This is a genomic window from Actinomycetota bacterium (assembly GCA_030018275.1).
GTDB lineage: Bacteria > Actinomycetota > Aquicultoria > Subteraquimicrobiales > Subteraquimicrobiaceae > Subteraquimicrobium.
The window spans coordinates 79,762-95,880 of the sequence record JASEGB010000005.1 but is presented as its reverse complement, the minus strand read 5'-3'; the positions used below and the strand labels follow the sequence as shown (position 1 = coordinate 95,880).

General features: G+C 46.6%; 17 protein-coding genes. All 17 read right to left on the bottom strand.

Translation table 11 applies throughout. The annotated features are described in order from the left end of the window. Positions 1-247 precede the first annotated feature (247 nt). A complete protein-coding gene (locus tag QMD66_03360) occupies positions 248-838 on the bottom strand; it encodes a GerMN domain-containing protein (protein ID MDI6821901.1) in 591 nt (196 codons plus the stop codon). 38 nt (positions 839-876) lie between these two features. Further along, positions 877-1,299, bottom strand: coding sequence for a 3-hydroxyacyl-ACP dehydratase FabZ (fabZ, locus tag QMD66_03355; protein ID MDI6821900.1), 423 nt, complete (start codon positions 1,297-1,299; stop codon positions 877-879). Positions 1,300-1,369: 70 nt separating this feature from the next. Next, a complete protein-coding gene (gene murA, locus QMD66_03350) occupies positions 1,370-2,692 on the bottom strand; it encodes a UDP-N-acetylglucosamine 1-carboxyvinyltransferase (protein MDI6821899.1) in 1,323 nt (440 codons plus the stop codon). A 67-nt stretch (positions 2,693-2,759) separates the two neighbouring features. Continuing rightward, the gene (locus tag QMD66_03345) at positions 2,760-3,791 is read right to left on the bottom strand and encodes an MraY family glycosyltransferase (protein MDI6821898.1); all 1,032 of its coding nucleotides are present in this window, start codon (positions 3,789-3,791) and stop codon (positions 2,760-2,762) included. A 54-nt stretch (positions 3,792-3,845) separates the two neighbouring features. Next, positions 3,846-4,343, bottom strand: coding sequence for a cytidine/deoxycytidylate deaminase family protein (locus QMD66_03340; GenBank protein MDI6821897.1), 498 nt, complete (start codon positions 4,341-4,343; stop codon positions 3,846-3,848). 44 nt (positions 4,344-4,387) lie between these two features. After that, positions 4,388-5,638 carry a serine hydroxymethyltransferase gene (gene glyA / locus QMD66_03335; GenBank protein MDI6821896.1) on the bottom strand — a complete coding sequence of 417 codons (1,251 nt, stop codon included), beginning with the start codon at positions 5,636-5,638 and terminating at the stop codon, positions 4,388-4,390. An 11-nt stretch (positions 5,639-5,649) separates the two neighbouring features. Continuing rightward, the gene (gene rpiB, locus QMD66_03330; protein MDI6821895.1) at positions 5,650-6,105 is read right to left on the bottom strand and encodes a ribose 5-phosphate isomerase B; all 456 of its coding nucleotides are present in this window, start codon (positions 6,103-6,105) and stop codon (positions 5,650-5,652) included. Beyond that, positions 6,105-6,236, bottom strand: a complete 132-nt coding sequence (locus tag QMD66_03325) for a hypothetical protein (protein MDI6821894.1) — start codon at positions 6,234-6,236, stop codon at positions 6,105-6,107. The genes rpiB and QMD66_03325 overlap by 1 nt, the downstream gene beginning before the upstream one ends. A 29-nt stretch (positions 6,237-6,265) precedes the next feature. Next, on the bottom strand, positions 6,266-6,934 hold the full coding sequence (locus QMD66_03320; GenBank protein ID MDI6821893.1) for an L-threonylcarbamoyladenylate synthase: 669 nt from the start codon (positions 6,932-6,934) through the stop codon (positions 6,266-6,268). 298 nt (positions 6,935-7,232) lie between these two features. Beyond that, positions 7,233-8,222: a peptide chain release factor N(5)-glutamine methyltransferase gene (gene prmC / locus QMD66_03315; GenBank protein ID MDI6821892.1), complete on the bottom strand. Its 990-nt coding sequence runs from the start codon at positions 8,220-8,222 to the stop codon at positions 7,233-7,235. 9 nt (positions 8,223-8,231) lie between these two features. Further along, positions 8,232-9,299, bottom strand: coding sequence for a peptide chain release factor 1 (gene prfA, locus QMD66_03310; protein MDI6821891.1), 1,068 nt, complete (start codon positions 9,297-9,299; stop codon positions 8,232-8,234). A 93-nt stretch (positions 9,300-9,392) separates the two neighbouring features. After that, complete coding sequence (locus QMD66_03305; protein MDI6821890.1) at positions 9,393-10,286, bottom strand: DUF1385 domain-containing protein; 894 nt, start codon at positions 10,284-10,286, stop codon at positions 9,393-9,395. A gap of 95 nt (positions 10,287-10,381) precedes the next feature. Then, complete coding sequence (gene rho / locus QMD66_03300; GenBank protein MDI6821889.1) at positions 10,382-11,656, bottom strand: transcription termination factor Rho; 1,275 nt, start codon at positions 11,654-11,656, stop codon at positions 10,382-10,384. A 543-nt stretch (positions 11,657-12,199) separates the two neighbouring features. Further along, on the bottom strand, positions 12,200-12,859 hold the full coding sequence (fsa, locus tag QMD66_03295) for a fructose-6-phosphate aldolase (GenBank protein MDI6821888.1): 660 nt from the start codon (positions 12,857-12,859) through the stop codon (positions 12,200-12,202). Next, complete coding sequence (locus QMD66_03290; protein MDI6821887.1) at positions 12,856-13,797, bottom strand: 2-phosphoglycerate kinase; 942 nt, start codon at positions 13,795-13,797, stop codon at positions 12,856-12,858. The genes fsa and QMD66_03290 overlap by 4 nt, the downstream gene beginning before the upstream one ends. After that, positions 13,790-15,115 carry a 2,3-diphosphoglycerate synthetase gene (locus QMD66_03285; GenBank protein MDI6821886.1) on the bottom strand — a complete coding sequence of 442 codons (1,326 nt, stop codon included), beginning with the start codon at positions 15,113-15,115 and terminating at the stop codon, positions 13,790-13,792. The genes QMD66_03290 and QMD66_03285 overlap by 8 nt, the downstream gene beginning before the upstream one ends. A gap of 58 nt (positions 15,116-15,173) precedes the next feature. Further along, positions 15,174-15,965 (bottom strand): metallophosphoesterase, encoded by a 792-nt coding sequence (locus tag QMD66_03280; protein ID MDI6821885.1) that lies wholly within the window; start codon positions 15,963-15,965, stop codon positions 15,174-15,176. Positions 15,966-16,119 lie beyond the last annotated feature (154 nt).

The following is a 16,119-nucleotide window of genomic DNA, read 5'->3' as shown; positions in this document are numbered from 1 at the left end:
ACATGTCCTGCGTTTGTCAAAGGGCAAAGTGTTAACCTAACTCGTTAATAATACAACTGACCTATCGATAAAGATCAGCATGTTTATCTTTTATATGATTTACCCTTTTGTTTATTATACCCAGTTCTCCAAAATTCCCTTTAATCCCTGCTAGATATGTTAATTGTTTATTAAGATTTCATTAAAATTTAATCTTCGTGGACATTCAAAGTGGTGAACCTCACAATTTTCGAGCTCAAAGAAGGGGTTAACGGCGGATTAAATCTGGATCGGGGGCGATGGGTTCTGTGAGATCCATGTGACCCGCGAGGGTCTTTATCTCCCTGCCTTCCACGAGAAATTTGACCCTTTGAATGGTTGGAAACTCTACAAGGGTACTCACTATCGAGTAAATGGTCATGGTTTCACCGGCGCTACCACCTGGATGTCTTTCCACAAGCTCCTCGGAGAAATCGACATGGGCAATTCCATCCTCGATTCTGATGCCCAAAAGTCTCGTTCCCTCCGGAATCGTTGGGAAATGTCCACTTTCCTTCGGTCCTTTTATCAACTCCTCGATGGCGGATCGGGCAATGGCTTCGGTCTTGGGTATTCCTCTTTTCTCAGGCAAAAGGTACTCTGCCTGTTCATCTCCAAAATAAAGCGTGATCATCATTGTCTTAGGTTTTTCTTCTCTTTCCTTCTCTTCCTCTTCGGTGACCTTTACTTCCTTCTTTTTCTCCTCCACTTCCTTTTTCTCCTTGCGGGGTAGACATCCCGTCAGAGCCATCCAAAAAAGCGCGATGGATAAAAGTACTATCAAGCATCTTGTGATTGAGGTTTTAAAGATTTCCCGCATCTTTATCTCCTTCCATAGAAAAAGTGTGAATGTACAATTTATTTAACGGCGAAAAGGAGCTCGCCTTGAGCAACAACTTCGGCATCTAAATAAGCTGTCGCTTGCCCCTTACCGATGGCACCCCTGGCCTTTACGATCTGTACCTCCAATCGGAGTTGATCGCCTGGACGTACCTGCCTTTTGAATCTAAAATTATCTATTCCGGCAAAGAGCGCCAATTTCCCCTTGTTCTCTTCCAAACTCAAGAGAGCCACCGCCCCCACTTGAGCCAGTGCTTCCACGATGAGCACACCGGGCATCACCGGATACTCCGGGAAATGTCCCATAAAAAAGGGTTCATCGGCGGAAACACTCTTTATCCCCACAGCACGTTTACCCTGTTCCAGCTCGAGAATCCTATCCACAAGGAGGAAAGGATACCGATGGGGAATGATGCTCTTGATAGCTTCTATATCCAACATAAATAATAACCTCCCTGGCTGTAAGCCGATCCTGTCCTGTTTCAAGCTGTAAGCTGTAAGGATTAAGCTCCTAACATTCCTGAATCATGTATCCTGAATCCTGAGTCTCCGACCTTACGTATCCATCGTACATAGCATATTTGGTCACCCGATTGATATCCGCTCCCAAAGCTCTCAACTTATGCTCGAAGTTTTCATATCCCCTATCTATATGGTGAACATCTCTGACCTCAGTTACCCCTTCGGCGGCGAGTCCCGCAAGAACTAAAGCGGCTCCCCCCCTCAAGTCAGGAATCTTGACCGGTGCCCCGGTTAACCTTTGCACACCTCGGATGATCACATGGTGATCCCTTATGCGAATGTTGCTACCCATCCGGTTTAATTCATCCACGATGGTGAACCTGCTTTCAAAGACGTTCTCGGTGATGATGCTCGTACCCTGAGCCAGGGATAGGAGAGCCATCATTTGGGGCTGCATATCAGTGGGAAAGCCGGGATATGGGAGGGTGGCTATATCCACAGGTTGGGGTCTATCCTGGGAGGAGACTCTAATCCCCTGGGGAAGCTCTTCCACCTGAACTCCCAATTCCTTAAGTTTGCTTATAACGAGATTTAAATGCTCCACTCGTGCATTTCTGACCAGAAGATCTCCCTGGGTTATCGCCGCGGCAACAAGAAATGTCCCCGCCTCTATTCTATCCGGAATCACCGTGTAATCAGACCCATGAAGCTCCTTCACTCCCTGCACCTCGATGGTCGAAGTTCCAGCTCCTCTAATCCTTGCCCCCATCTGATTTAGAAAATTGGCCAGATCCACTATCTCAGGCTCCCGAGCAGCATTTTCAATTATGGTTACTCCCCTAGCCAGAGTAGCAGCCATGAGCAGATTTTCAGTCGCACCCACGCTTGGAAAATCGAGTGGAATTAGCCTTCCTCTGAGCTCACTGGACCGTGCTTCTAAATAGCCGTGCCCCATCTCTATCTGGGCACCCAGGGTTTCCAATCCCCTAATGTGAAGATCGATCTTTCTGGAACCGATGTTGCAACCCCCGGGCATAGCTACTCTAGCTCTACCAAGCCGAGCAAGGAGGGGTCCTAAAACGATGATTGAAGCTCGCATCTGACTCACTAGTTCATATGGAGCTTCACACTCAAGGTGCGAACCCGGTCTGATGATAACCTGATCCCCCTGGCTTAAATCCACTCCAACTCCTAATACCTCAAGAACTTGGGCCATGGTATAAACATCCTTTATCTTGGGGACATTCCGAAGTACGCTCACATCCTCACTCAGTAGAGAGGCGGCCATGAGTTTGAGGGCAGAATTTTTAGCCCCACTTATGGTTACGTTACCAACCAGTCTATTGCTACCTCTGATGATGAAGCTTTCCATTACTTTACCTCCTCCTTGAGTTCAACGATTTACCTTGTAAATTACTATATGCATTTCTACGTCGGTGTCATTTCCTCCCTATTTTTCCTCTAAATTCATCAAATATGCCTATGTAGCGCTCAAAAAAGAAGCTTAAGATAGCCAAACACACAAAGACAACTATCTTGACCTGGGAAGAAGCAAACCTCAGAGCGAGAGCCGCGGCACTGAGCATAAAACACCAGAGGTAAAGGATGACTACGGTTTGTCTGTGGCTAAATCCCCGGCGGAGTAATCGATGGTGGATATGACCATCATCCGCCTGCGTTAGCGGTTGCTTATTTTTATACCTCCTGAAGATGGCAAAGGCAGCGTCAAAAATTGGGACACCCATAACCACAAGGGGGACCAAAAGAGCTATGGCTGCGATGCTTTTCATCACACCCTGCACTGTGATGGCCCCAAGCATGAATCCCAAAAACATGCTCCCTGAGTCCCCCATGAAGATTCTGGCTGGATTGAAATTGTGCTTCAAAAAACCAAGGGCGCTTCCAGCCAAAATGAGGCAGATAAATGCTATATCTATATGACCAGTTTGATGAGCGGAGAAAGAGAGGGTAAGCAGAGCTATTCCGCATACACCAGCGGCTAAACCATCCAGGCCATCGATGAAATTCACAGTATTCGTGAGACCTACAACCCAGAACAGAGTGAGAGGTATGGACCATCCCCCCAGATAGATCAATCCTCCAAGGGGATTACCCACGAATTCAATTTGTATTCCGTAGAAAAGAAGGATTGAGGCTGCAAGGAGCTGGCCTAAGAATTTTACCTTAGGAGATAGATCCCAGATATCGTCGATTATTCCCAGGATCAACATCAAAGTGCCACCCAAAAGGATTCCCGCCAGCTCTTGTTCGATGACCACAAACCAGATGAGTGTGAGCAGAAAAGCGAGATAGATGGCGATACCGCCCAGCATAGGAGTTGGTTCGGGATGTACCTTTCTTTCAGATGGTACATCAACAACCCCTGCTTTGACGGCAAAGATCTCAACGAGGGGTGTTATAAAATAGGCTACTACCATAGCCGCCGCAAAGGCGAGTAGGTAATCCCGCACGGGCAGCACTTCCAAATCTAGTCGATAGTTTATAAGTCGGTCATGGTTTACCGTTCACAGTTCACAGTAAGAACCTTCAAAATGAATCAATTCCACTTTTGCCTCGCGTAAAATACTTTCAGCCAAAGGGTCGGGATATCCACCCTTGAATAAAATTCTCTTTATACCGGCATTGATGACCATTTTAGCACAGAGAACACAGGGTTGATGGGTACAATAAAGGGTTGATCCCTTGATCTCTATTCCGTGAAGAGCCGCCTGTATGATGACATTTTGTTCCGCATGCAACCCGCGGCATAATTCATGTCTTTCACCAGATGAGATACCCTGTCTTTCCCTAAGACATCCGACCTCGGCGCAATGCTTAAGTCCCGTGGGGGCTCCATTGTATCCTGTGGCCAATATCCTTTTATCCTTTACAAGAAGGGCACCCGTTTGTCTCCTTAAGCACGTAGAGCGATGGGAAACGAGCTCGGTTATCTTCAGGAAATACTCATCCCACGAAGGTCTCCCTTGCGCCTTCAGCGTAGTCAACTTTGGATACTCGACCATTGACTTTCGACCTTCGCCCTTCGTCCCTCGTCCTTCGATGGTCATTAATTCTCCTCCAATTCTGGATAGAGCGGAAAGTTCTGACAGAGCTCTCTTACTTCGGCTCGAACCTGCTTACACACACTCTCCTTGCCAATATTGTCCAAAACCTTGGCAATCAAAGTACCTATTCTTCTCATTCCCTCTTCCTTTACGCCTCGAGTGGTCATGGCTGGGGTTCCTATTCTGATCCCACTGGTAATAAAGGGACCCCTGGTTTCAAAGGGGATTGTATTTTTGTTCACCGTTATGCCCACGGCATCAAGAGCCAGTTCGGCATCCCGACCAGTGATTTCCCTATTCGTGAGGTCGACCAAACAAAGGTGATTATCGGTCCCACCGGAGACCAATCTAAAACCCTTCTCCTGAAGAGTCTCCGCAAGTACCTTACAATTTTTGACGACCTGCCTTTGATACTCCTTGAACTCAATCGTTAAGGCCTCTTTAAATGCCACCGCTTTTGCTGCAATCACGTGCATCAAGGGTCCACCTTGGGTCTCTGGAAAAACCGCCTTATCTATGGCTTCTGCCCATTCCCTCTTGCACAGAACCATTCCCCCGCGTGGACCTCGAAGGGTCTTATGGGTAGTCATTCCCACAAATTCAGCATGGGGAAGAGGACTCGGGTGTACACCAGCGGCGACGAGTCCAGCGATGTGAGCTATGTCGGCCATGAGGAAAGCTCCCACTTCATCGGCTATCTCCCTAAAAGCGGCGAAATCGATAATTCGAGGGTAAGCGCTGGCTCCGGTGACGATCATTTTTGGTCGATGTTTTTTGGCCAGAGAGCGGATCTCATCGTAGTCGAACATCTCCGTTTCCCGATTCACTCCATAAAGAATAAAATTATAGAGTTTACCGGAGAAGCTCACCGGACTCCCCATGGTCAGATGTCCACCATGGGTAAGTTCCAATCCCAATACGGTATCTCCCACTTCAAGGGCGGTGAAGTAGATAACCATATTGGCTTGTGACCCCGAATGTGGTTGAACGTTGACGTGCTCCGCATTGAAAAGTAATTTTGCACGCTCCCGAGCTAAGTCCTCAGCAACATCGACATATTGGCAGCCTCCATAATACCTCCTCTTTGGATATCCTTCAGCATATTTATTGGTCATAACAGAACCCTGAGTAGCAAGAACCGCAAGGCTTGCGTAATTCTCGGAGGCGATAAGCTGGATGGTATTTCTCTGGCGATCGAGCTCATCCGCCAATGCCTTGGCAACTTCGGGGTCGATTCTTCGTATGACACTCATCCACTTTCCCCCTAATCTCTAATTTTCATCCTCTTCTCGATATTGGTGATCTTTTTGATACGATGGGCATGGCGATCTCCTAAAAACTGCGTGTTTAGCCAGATGTTTATTATATCCTTTGCGAGCTCGCAGCCTATGATCCAAGCCCCAAGTGCAAGGATATTGGCGTCATTGTGCTCCCTGCTGCACCTTGCAGAATATAAATCATTACAAACGGCAGCTCGAATTCCCGGAATTTTATTCGCCGCCATGGCCATTCCATTCCCAGTGCCACAAACCAAAATTCCATAAGTGTATTCTCCACTGGCGACCAAGCTTGCAGCCTTCTCCGCATAATCCGGGTAATCCACTGATTCCAAGCCATTCGTTCCAATATCGGTAACCTGTATGCCCTTTTCACCCAAGAATTTCTTCAACTTCTCCTTGAGCGCATACCCAGCGTGGTCTCCACCAATAACTATTTTCACTATCTCACCTCTTTACAGCGGTCAAAGGATTCTTCTCCCAACCTCTCCCAAAGCAATCGTTTAAATAAAGCCTCGGCCATATTGCTTCGGCATGTATTTCCACTGCATACGAATAAAATCTTTACACTCATGACTGAACCCCAACTCAAATATTCAACCTCTAATGGGAATTTTCCTGCCTTTCGAATCCAGCTTCTTTTAAAACCTCGTTTATCCCCTGAATGTCGATGGCTCCCTTGCGTAAAATTCGAGGAGGCATAATGGTTAAATCTAAAACCGTTGATGCCACGCCAATTCTAGTGGGTCCTCCATCCAATATTAAATCAATCCTCCCTCCCAAATCAGCCAGTACCTCTTGAGCGGTCCTTGGACTTGGGTGACCTGATAAATTGGCACTGGTAAGAGCAATAGGGGTATTGGCACATTCGATGACCTCCAGAGCGATCCTATTATCGGGAAATCTGATACCCAAGGTCTCCGCACCACAGGTCACCGAGGATGGGATGATACCGGCTTTGAGGAGGATCAAAGTTAAAGGTCCAGGCCAAAATTTTTCCATCAGTTTTTTAGCAATCGGCGTCACCTCTCTTACAATCAAATTCAATTGCTTGAAGTTGGATATACATATGGCGAGAGGCTTGCTGAAGGATCTTCCCTTGACCTCAAAAATCCTCCCCACAGCATTGGAATCCAGAGCATTTGCCCCCAGACCGTATACCGTCTCCGTGGGGAAGGCAACGAGTTTTCCCTCCCTTATCAGCTCAGCTGCTCTCCCAATGATTGATTTATCGGGGCTATGAGCATCCACTCTTATTAGCTCGGTCTTCATCCCAATCCCCAATAACTGTACTTCGACAAAAATTGAGTTTGTAGAGCTCACACAATTTAGACTTCATATCTTTTAATATAGCATGACATAATTCACACTTAATAATTCGAGATCACTCTATTTATATCTAGGGCACATCTTTTAATGAAAAATTAAAGATGAAAAATGGTAACAACATAGTATTTATACAACTTTGATTTATCTAAAAAAATTTGCTGAGCTAAGTCCAATAAGAAAATACCTTATCACAATGGATAAGGTATTACTAACTGTTAAAGGTCACATTAATTATGCCCCTTTACGGGTGCCTGGCTATTTGTTTTACCGCGGAAACGATTCTATCCATCCCCGAGTAATCCCTTAAAACCCGAATGTCTTCGAAATTTCCGGAACCATGAAGAATTTCTGAAACCTTTTGAGCCTGGTCGAATCCCACCTCAAGAATCAAAAATCCCCCTCCCCGGAGATATCTCGGGGAATCGGCGATGATTCGTTTATGAACCTTAAGACCATCGATCCCTCCACTTAAAGCGGGTCGGGGTTCGAAATCGCGAATCTCCCTGGGAAGTTCCTTTATCTCCTTCTCACGGATATAAGGGGGGTTGGAGACTATTATGTCCACTTCCTCCAATAAATTTGGATCCAAATTTTCAAACAACTCGCTTCTCACAAAGATTATTTTGTCTTCCAAGTTGTGCAAGCGCGCATTTTCCTCCGCCAATTTGAGTGCTCGCTCGGAAATATCCAGAGCATAAACACGGGTTTGAGGTACTTCACGAGCGATGCTCAAGGCAATGGCTCCACTTCCAGTACCCACATCTACAATGGTAAGTGGTTTTACCATTGATTTTGCTACATCGATCACCTGCTCGACCAACAGCTCCGTTTCAGGTCTTGGGATGAAAACACCGGGTTTAATCCTCAAGTTCAAATGGCGAAAAGCCTGCCAACCGATGATGTATTGAATGGGCATCCCCTGGACTCTATGTTGAATTGCTTTACGAAGAAATGCTTTTTCCCGATAGGTGAGGAATCGATCAGGGTACAGATAGAGATCAGCCCGAGACAGGTTCAAAATGTGCCGAAGTAGGAGCTCCGCCTCTAAATGCGCGCCCTCCACACCGTGTTTCTTCAAATGTGAATCGACCAATTTTAAGGCATCCCTAATCATTAAAGACGATGCAGGATTCAGGATGCAGGATTCACAATTTGGACCCAGGATGCAGGATTCAGGATGCGCGTTAAAGTATTTTTTATCTTGTGTCTTGTATCGTGGATCTTGTATCATGTATCCCTCTTATATTACTTGCTTCAATCTCTCTGTCCTATCGGCAGCGGCCAGGGCTTGAATGAATCGATCCAGATCTCCCTCCAATATGGAGTCGAGATCATAAATCGTAAGACCGATACGGTGATCGGTCACCCTACCTTGAGGAAAATTATACGTCCTTATCCGCTCGCTTCTATCCCCAGTACCTATCTGAACTCTTCTTGCCTCAGCGATTTCAGCCTGCTGCTCCTCTCGAAATTTATCGTACAGACGGGCTCTCAGGATACGCATAGCCCGTTCCCTATTTTGAAGCTGTGAGCGCTCCTCTTGACAGGAAACCACCATACCCGTGGGAAGGTGAGTGATCCGCACCGCTGAATCGGTCGTATTTACCGACTGACCTCCCGGACCGCTGGAGCGGAAAACATCGACCCGTAGATCGTTGGGATTGATCTCCACTTCCACCTCTTCGGGTTCGGAAAGCACAGCCACCGTTGCCGTCGAGGTATGAATGCGCCCTCCAGACTCGGTGACGGGTATTCTTTGAACTCGATGTACTCCAGATTCGTATTTAAGCTTGCCATATGCACCTTTGCCCTTAACCTCAAAAATTATCTCTTTGAAACCACCCATATCCGATGGACTACCACTCAAAACCTGTGTGGCCCAGCTCTTGCCATCTGCATATCGGAGGTACATCCTATATAGGTCAGCTGCAAACAGGCTCGCCTCCTCTCCACCGGCTCCCGCTCTAATCTCCACGATCACATCCTTCTCATCATTGGGGTCTCTTGCAATCATCATCTCCTTGAGCTCTTCCTCTAACTTGCCCTTTTTATGATCGAGGGAGTGCAACTCGCTGTGGAGGAATTGTTCCATCTCAGGGTCTTGCTTTTCTTGAAGCATCTCTTTGGCTTCATCAATGCTCACGAGAACTTTCTTATATTCCTTTATCTTACTGACAAGGGGAGAGAGTTCAGCATGAGCTTTTGCGTACTCCCGATATTCCCCTGGATCGGAGAGAACCTCCGGATCACTGAGCTTTTTGGTTAGCTCCTCGTATCTTTCTTCGATTTCATTAAGTTTATCCAACATTCCAATCACCCATCTAAATAGCTCAGAAGCTCTGGGGCTCAGAGGCTCTGAAAGCTTTTCCGGAGCTTCGGAGCTTCCGAGCTTCTCAACTTTTTAGGGGAGTACTTCCACCTCTTCGGTGCCCTCGGACATTTCCAAAGATAAAAGTGTTTTCAAAGAATGGATGGCTACCTCCAATTGATCTATCGAGGGTTCCCTCGTGGTCATTTTTTGCAATAAAAGCCCGGGTATCATCAAAAACCTCACAAAATTCGAATCCTGGTATTTACGAGCCACTTTAATTATCTCATAAGAAACGCCAGCGACCAAGGGTATAAGGGGTAAACGCGCCAAAATCCTGATTAAAAGGGGCGGACTTCCCAAGAGAGCGAAGACGAAGATGACTAAAACCATAACAACCAGCAAAAAGCTAGTTCCACAACTTACATGTAAGGTACTATATTTTGAAGTAGCCTCGGGAGAAAGTTCGTCTCCTGACTCATACGCTCGAATGACCTTATGTTCAGCTCCATGGTATTCAAAAACGCGGGAGATATCCTTCATCCTTGAGATGGCGAATAAATATCCAATGAAGATGATTATCCTAATCAGACCTTCTATAATGCTAAGGGTCAGCGGACCACTCACAAATCCTTCAAGGAGTTTGGCCATCCAAGCGGGAAGGACAACAAAAAGAACTACACCCAATACCATGGCGAGCGATATGGTAAAGACCATCTCCTTAGTGGTGATCTCTACCTCCTCCTCCACTTCCTGGGCGGAGAGACTTAAGGCCTGTATGGCCAGAATGATGGTCTCGATTAAAACAAGCACTCCTCTAAGGATGAAATAATTAAGAAAGGGGAAACGTTTTGAAAGCGAATTTATCTTCCTTTCCTCCACCACGATCTCTTTATTCGATTTCCGGATGGCCACAACCCAGTGATTTCTGCCCCTCATCATGACGCCTTCGAGGACTGCCTGTCCCCCTATTTGGAGCTTTTCCATTAAGCATTCTCCCCAATATTTATTCGACATTTGACAGGAAGATATAAATATAAAAAGTCATGGGTCATGGGTGAATTTGTCATTGATGGTGGAGGTTAATACTCCTGGATGGGAGCTTTCTGAATTTGCATGAGGAAGTCTTTATTCGACCTCGTCTCCTTGATTTTGTCGATGAGGAGCTCAATGGCTGCAGAAGGATCCAGAGCATGCAAAACTCTGCGAAGTTTCCAGATCAATTGAGCTTCATCGGAGGGCAAAAGGAGCTCTTCCTTCCTGGTCCCCGATTTCTCGATGTCCACCGCGGGGAAAATACGTTTATCGGCAAGTTTTCTATCCAAATGTATCTCCATATTTCCAGTTCCCTTAAATTCTTCATAGATCACTTCATCCATCCTACTTCCCGTCTCCACAAGAGTCGTGGCTATTATGGTCAGACTCCCTCCCTCCTCGATATTTCGAGCCGATCCAAAGAATCTTTTCGGTGGATAAAGGGCGGTTGAATCTACACCACCGGATAGAATTCTCCCACTCGGTGGGACCGTCAGATTATAAGCCCTCGCCATTCGAGTGATGCTATCCAGGAGGATGACCACATCCTTGCGGTGTTCCACCAAGCGTTTTGCTCTCTCCAAAACGAGTTCAGAAACCTGAATATGATTCTCCGATGGTTGATCAAAGGTTGAGCTCACTACCTCCCCCTTCACCGAACGCTCCATATCCGTTACCTCTTCCGGACGCTCATCCACCAGAAGCACGATCAGGTGAACCTCTGGATTGTTGGTAGTGATGCTATTGGCGACCTGCTTGAGGATGGTAGTTTTTCCAGCCTTTGGTGGAGATACGATGAGCCCCCTCTGTCCCTTTCCTATGGGAGCAATCAAATCCATGATTCGAGGAGTTATCTCTTTGGGCACAGTTTCCAATTTGAATCTCTCATTGGGATAAATGGGGGTAAGCGCCTCAAAGTATGTTCTCGTCCGGGCTATTTCCGGATCCTCTCCATTCACCACCTCGATTTTAAGCAGAGCGTAGTATTTCTCGTTATCCTTGGGTGGCCTAACCTGCCCGGCAACCTCATCTCCTCGGCGTAGATTGAATCTCCGGATTTGGGAGAGAGAAACGTAGATATCGCTCTCGCCAGGAAGATATCCTTGAGTCCTCAAGAAGCCATATCCCTCGGGAAGGATATCGAGGATTCCCTTCCTAAATAGGAGACCTTCCTCCTCCGTCTGGGTCTTTAGGATGGCCATGATCAGTTCTTGTTTCTTCATCCTTTTGGAACCCGCGATACCCAGCTCAGAAGCGATTGGCTGAAGTTCGCTTAATTTCTTCTCCTCAAGAGTTGCCCTGTCCAATGTCGTCTTTTCCATTTTATACACCTTCCCCCAAAAACCGGTTATTCGTTGATGGTTATTCGTTGATGGTTAAATTCAACTCATTGTGTCCTAGACATAATCTGCTCAAAGAGATTTCCTTTTACATTCCGTGCTATTTATCCAAGGTGAATGCAAAATGTAAAAATCCCATAACTCGTTATCAAGCGATGGTCTATAGTCAAATGGAGATGGTTAGTAGTTACATCGGATGTTATTAGTTGAATATTTAGATGTATTTTTAATTTTCCATCTATGAAAAGACTAACTTTGTCAAGTCCAAACCCCCTTAAAGGAGTTTGATTGGTGAAACCTTTAGTTTTTAAACCATACATCTATGCGTGCTTTAAAGGCACATTAGGTCCTCCGGTTTGCCCGCCATCAAATGTCGGGCGGTAAAATATGAGTGTTTCTTGTGTTGGTCTAAACCAACATATAACATGACTGCCTCCTTTCTTTGTTTTTCCTCCTTTATATCAGGAGGTTTGAAAGGGGGCTAGTCTTTTCATGACATCACTTTAAATTTCAGTGAACGGTGAACTAATAACGGTGAACGGATTTTTTTAGTTTCTCCCAATCCTCAAGAAATTTCGCGATGCCCTTATCCGTCAGAGGATGTTTAATCATCGCTTTAAGCACTTCATAAGGAACGGTAGCGATATCCACCCCGATTTGAGCGGCTCGGACGACGTGCATGGGATGTCTGATGCTCGCGGCGATCACTTGGGTTTCTATGCCATAATTGTCATAAACTAAGACGATGTCGGAGAGCACTCCCATTCCATCCTGACCGATATCGTCTAGACGTCCAATGAAGGGGCTTATATATGTCGCGCCAACCTGAGCGGCGAGCAAAGCTTGATTAACCGAGAAGATCAAGGTCATGTTGACCTTTACACCTTCATTTGCCAACACCCTGGTGGCCGCGAGTCCCTCCGTCATCATGGGGATTTTAACGACCACATTCTCCGCTATTCTCGCCAATTCCCTTGCTTCTTTCACTATTCCCTCCCTTTCCATGCTCACCGCTTCAGCACTCACCGGACCGTCCACAATCTCACAAATCTCCTTGATCGAGGAACGAAACTCTTTCCCCTCCCGGGCACATAAGGAAGGGTTGGTGGTCACACCACTTAAAATCCCCCAAGAATTGACCTCGCGGATATGTTCAATGTTCGCGGTATCGATGAATATCTTCACTCCGCCACTTTCTCCTTAAATCTTTCGGGAACTATAACTTTATTGATGATCACTTCCAGTACCTCCGAGACCGTGCTATCCAAATTACGACTTGAGATGATGGGGGTGTTATGCTGTTTGGCTAGTTCTTCAATGTACTCTCCAATCTTGCGGATATTTCCGAAATTTGCCCTATATCTTTCAAAGGGACGGAAGCCCTCGGTCTCTATCTCCCGGATGTAAAAGTGGCTCCTGTGGAGGTCCTCATCCTCCACGGCGATGATAATATGGACGACGAAGGCATTTTTGAAGTATTCGGCATCCAGAAAGCCGGGTGCAATGTGAATGCCCTCAATTACCATGTTCAATCCCTCTCTTATGGCTCTCTCAATTATGGCTTTTACTCCCACGGTTACAGCTACCGTTTGCTCGCGAAAGCCGATGATCACGGGATCAGAAGCACTTGGAAGGGGCACTCGGAGAGATTGCCAAGCGCTGAAGGAGGATTCATACAGAGCGGGCATAAGCTCCTTGGATAATACCACCCGCATGACCTCTCGGATGGCATCGGTGGAGACGATGCGGGTAATCCCCAACCTGTGAGCTATTTCCGTGGCGATGGTCGATTTCCCCACACCCGTGGTTCCTCCTATGAGAATGATGAGTGGCTTATCGAGCTTGCCCAAAGACTGCCACTTGAGGTATTTCCCCGCGTATTCCTCACCTATACGCTCCCTTAAGAGATGTGCGGTGATGGAACGGAGCTCATCTATACTAACGGAAAAACATCGATTTTCCCTGAGATGGTCCTCAATGAGTTTCGCCACAAAGTAAGCTTTGCGGGGAGGAACTCCAGTAGCCATAATGGAGGAAGCCATGAGCCCCTTTGAATAGGGAAGCCCATGCTTGTCATCACTTATGACTATGCGCTTATTATAGAACTCAAACCCTTTAACCATGGCTAATTCTTCCTCGCCTCCTTTTGAAATTATCAACAGCCTTATGTGCTAACTCTAATGATAGATCATTTAGGTCTCCATCTCCCCCCACGGTAATGGGCACATTGTCAGCGTAAATGACCTCTGCACCAAAACTCAATCCCATACTGGTGACCACATCCACGGAGGCAGCTTTGAGTTCAGTAAGTAAGGTGGTGAACTTCCCCTTATGTTTGAGCATATCTTTCCGAAGCAACTCTCTGTTGGAGAGGTTATTGCTTATGCCCACTACACGGCAGTGGAACTCCCTCTCCAGATAATTCTTAAGACTCTCATTCATGCTCGATGTAGCCGTGGTTGTCAGAAAAACTCCCTTGCCCTCGATGGATTTCAAAGGATGGGGTCTGAATCGAGTGTGAACCACCTTAAGATCGGGGTTTTCGCATCTCACAGCCTGGTCTACAAGATTTATTTTCTCCTCGCTGGCCATTGGCTCTTCGCACATCGTAAGGACAGCTAAGTCGGATAAGTAGAGCCTGAAAGTCCCGAAATAACCCGATATATAGTCGATTGGCTGATGAGCACCTATGGTAACTAGGCAAGAATCGGTCTTTATGGGGGGAAGGGCTGCTCCACTACCTTCAAATATTATTATATCGGATTCAAGCTCATTGGCTAACTCGGCTCCTGCCAAAACGTTGGAGATGAAGGGAGCCCCGGCCATTCCACCTCCGCATCTTCGACATCCAACCGTCAAAATCCTGCTCATTAGCGCATCTTCGTAATGATCCGAGGCGGCGTGTTTCCCCTTCTGACTAACTTCGAGCAAAAATTCCGGTGTCATCTCGATGTTTTCTCCGTGGACGACCTCTGGCTCCTGGGGCCCTCCCCTTCCCATGGCAACCACACAGGGGGAGAACCCCGCCTTCGAAAGCACCCGAGCAAAATGAGCCGAAATAGCGGTCTTTCCCACTCGCTTGCCTGTACCAATCACCGAAATGGATGGCTTTTGCGCTACATCATAAAATCTCGGTGGGTCGAACCGAAAATCCGATCCAACATAGGAGACGCCAGCGATCAATGCGATGCTTGCAAACTTAAAGCGTTCTTTGTAGCCCACCACAGGTTCGTCGCTTAGATCGATTATCAAATCGGGCTTATACTCCTCTAAAGCCTGTTTTATGCCCAGAGAGGGATCGGAGTTCAAAATGATTGGGAGCTTCAGGAAACCCAAATCACTTCCGTTGATTACCTTTTCCGTTCCCCCAACGAACACCGCAGCTAGAAGCTCGTGACCTTGATTCCTTATACTTTCTAAACCTGCCTGGATAACGGGCAAGTAATGCTCTCCGTCAATGAGAGCAATGACTCTGCTTATCGCGATTCACCTCGAACGCTTATTCAGAATTCACCCTTTTCCATTTGCAATACATCTTTTCCATGATGGAAAATTCCACGGTGAGCTCCTGGCCTCCAAAGGGGTACTTCCGATATATACGTACATTCTCGGGACCAATTTCTACCACGTTATAACAGGGTTTATTGTGACCTCTTAATCTCAAAGAACAAGCCGTTCCGGCATTTACCACTACCAAATTTTCGAGGCGCCAAACGTGGGGGACGTGCTTGTGTCCACAGAGAACCAAATCCACATTTGCGCGAAGGAGTACCTCCAGCAGATCGCCGGCATCGTAGATTATATTCCTTTCCCTCCCAGTTCCAGGCACTGGCAGTAGATGGTGATGTAATGCGAAGACCTTAAACTCTCCTGAATTTTCGAATGTATCTATTATCCACCGATATTTCTCACGACCAACGCGACCACTATCCAGATCCGGCTCGCTGGAATCGACACCAACGATGGTCACTCCATCGACCTGCAACACGCTATTTCGAGATCCAAAAAGCTCCTCAAAATGCAGATATCCCACATTCCTTGAATCATGATTACCGGGAACGGTGACCAGATTATTGCACTTAAGTAGATCCAAAAAGGCTCTTATTGTCTTGTATTCCTGCCGAAGTCCCTCATCCGTTAAATCACCTGTGGCAATGACCGCTGACGGGCTTAACTGGTTGAGCTCTTCCATCGTTCGATTCATGAGATTTGAGATGAAATACTGTGATCCGGCGTGAAGATCGGAGATATGCGCAAGGATAACCAGATTCCGATTTGATTTTTTAGCCATCTACGACCCCCAGGAAATCGAAAATTAAAGGTGCGGGTACTTGAATCCTTAAACATTTGGATCGATTCGGAGCTATGGAATTAATTGACCTTCCATCGGTGGTCGAAAAGGAGAGAATAAACTCGCTTATTATTTTACCCAATTTTTTTCCTCA

Excerpts from the sequence above, each read along its gene's own strand:
- QMD66_03360 (MDI6821901.1), bottom strand. The coding sequence starts at position 838 with ATGCGGGAAATCTTTAAAACCTCAATCACAAGATGCTTGATAGTACTT.
- fabZ (MDI6821900.1), bottom strand. The coding sequence starts at position 1,299 with ATGTTGGATATAGAAGCTATCAAGAGCATCATTCCCCATCGGTATCCT.
- murA (MDI6821899.1), bottom strand. The coding sequence starts at position 2,692 with ATGGAAAGCTTCATCATCAGAGGTAGCAATAGACTGGTTGGTAACGTA.
- QMD66_03340 (MDI6821897.1), bottom strand. The coding sequence starts at position 4,343 with ATGGTCGAGTATCCAAAGTTGACTACGCTGAAGGCGCAAGGGAGACCT.
- glyA (MDI6821896.1), bottom strand. The coding sequence starts at position 5,638 with ATGAGTGTCATACGAAGAATCGACCCCGAAGTTGCCAAGGCATTGGCG.
- QMD66_03325 (MDI6821894.1), bottom strand. The coding sequence starts at position 6,236 with ATGAGTGTAAAGATTTTATTCGTATGCAGTGGAAATACATGCCGAAGC.
- QMD66_03320 (MDI6821893.1), bottom strand. The coding sequence starts at position 6,934 with ATGAAGACCGAGCTAATAAGAGTGGATGCTCATAGCCCCGATAAATCA.
- prmC (MDI6821892.1), bottom strand. The coding sequence starts at position 8,222 with ATGATACAAGATCCACGATACAAGACACAAGATAAAAAATACTTTAAC.
- prfA (MDI6821891.1), bottom strand. The coding sequence starts at position 9,299 with ATGTTGGATAAACTTAATGAAATCGAAGAAAGATACGAGGAGCTAACC.
- QMD66_03305 (MDI6821890.1), bottom strand. The coding sequence starts at position 10,286 with ATGGAAAAGCTCCAAATAGGGGGACAGGCAGTCCTCGAAGGCGTCATG.
- rho (MDI6821889.1), bottom strand. The coding sequence starts at position 11,656 with ATGGAAAAGACGACATTGGACAGGGCAACTCTTGAGGAGAAGAAATTA.
- QMD66_03290 (MDI6821887.1), bottom strand. The coding sequence starts at position 13,797 with ATGGTTAAAGGGTTTGAGTTCTATAATAAGCGCATAGTCATAAGTGAT.
- QMD66_03280 (MDI6821885.1), bottom strand. The coding sequence starts at position 15,965 with ATGGCTAAAAAATCAAATCGGAATCTGGTTATCCTTGCGCATATCTCC.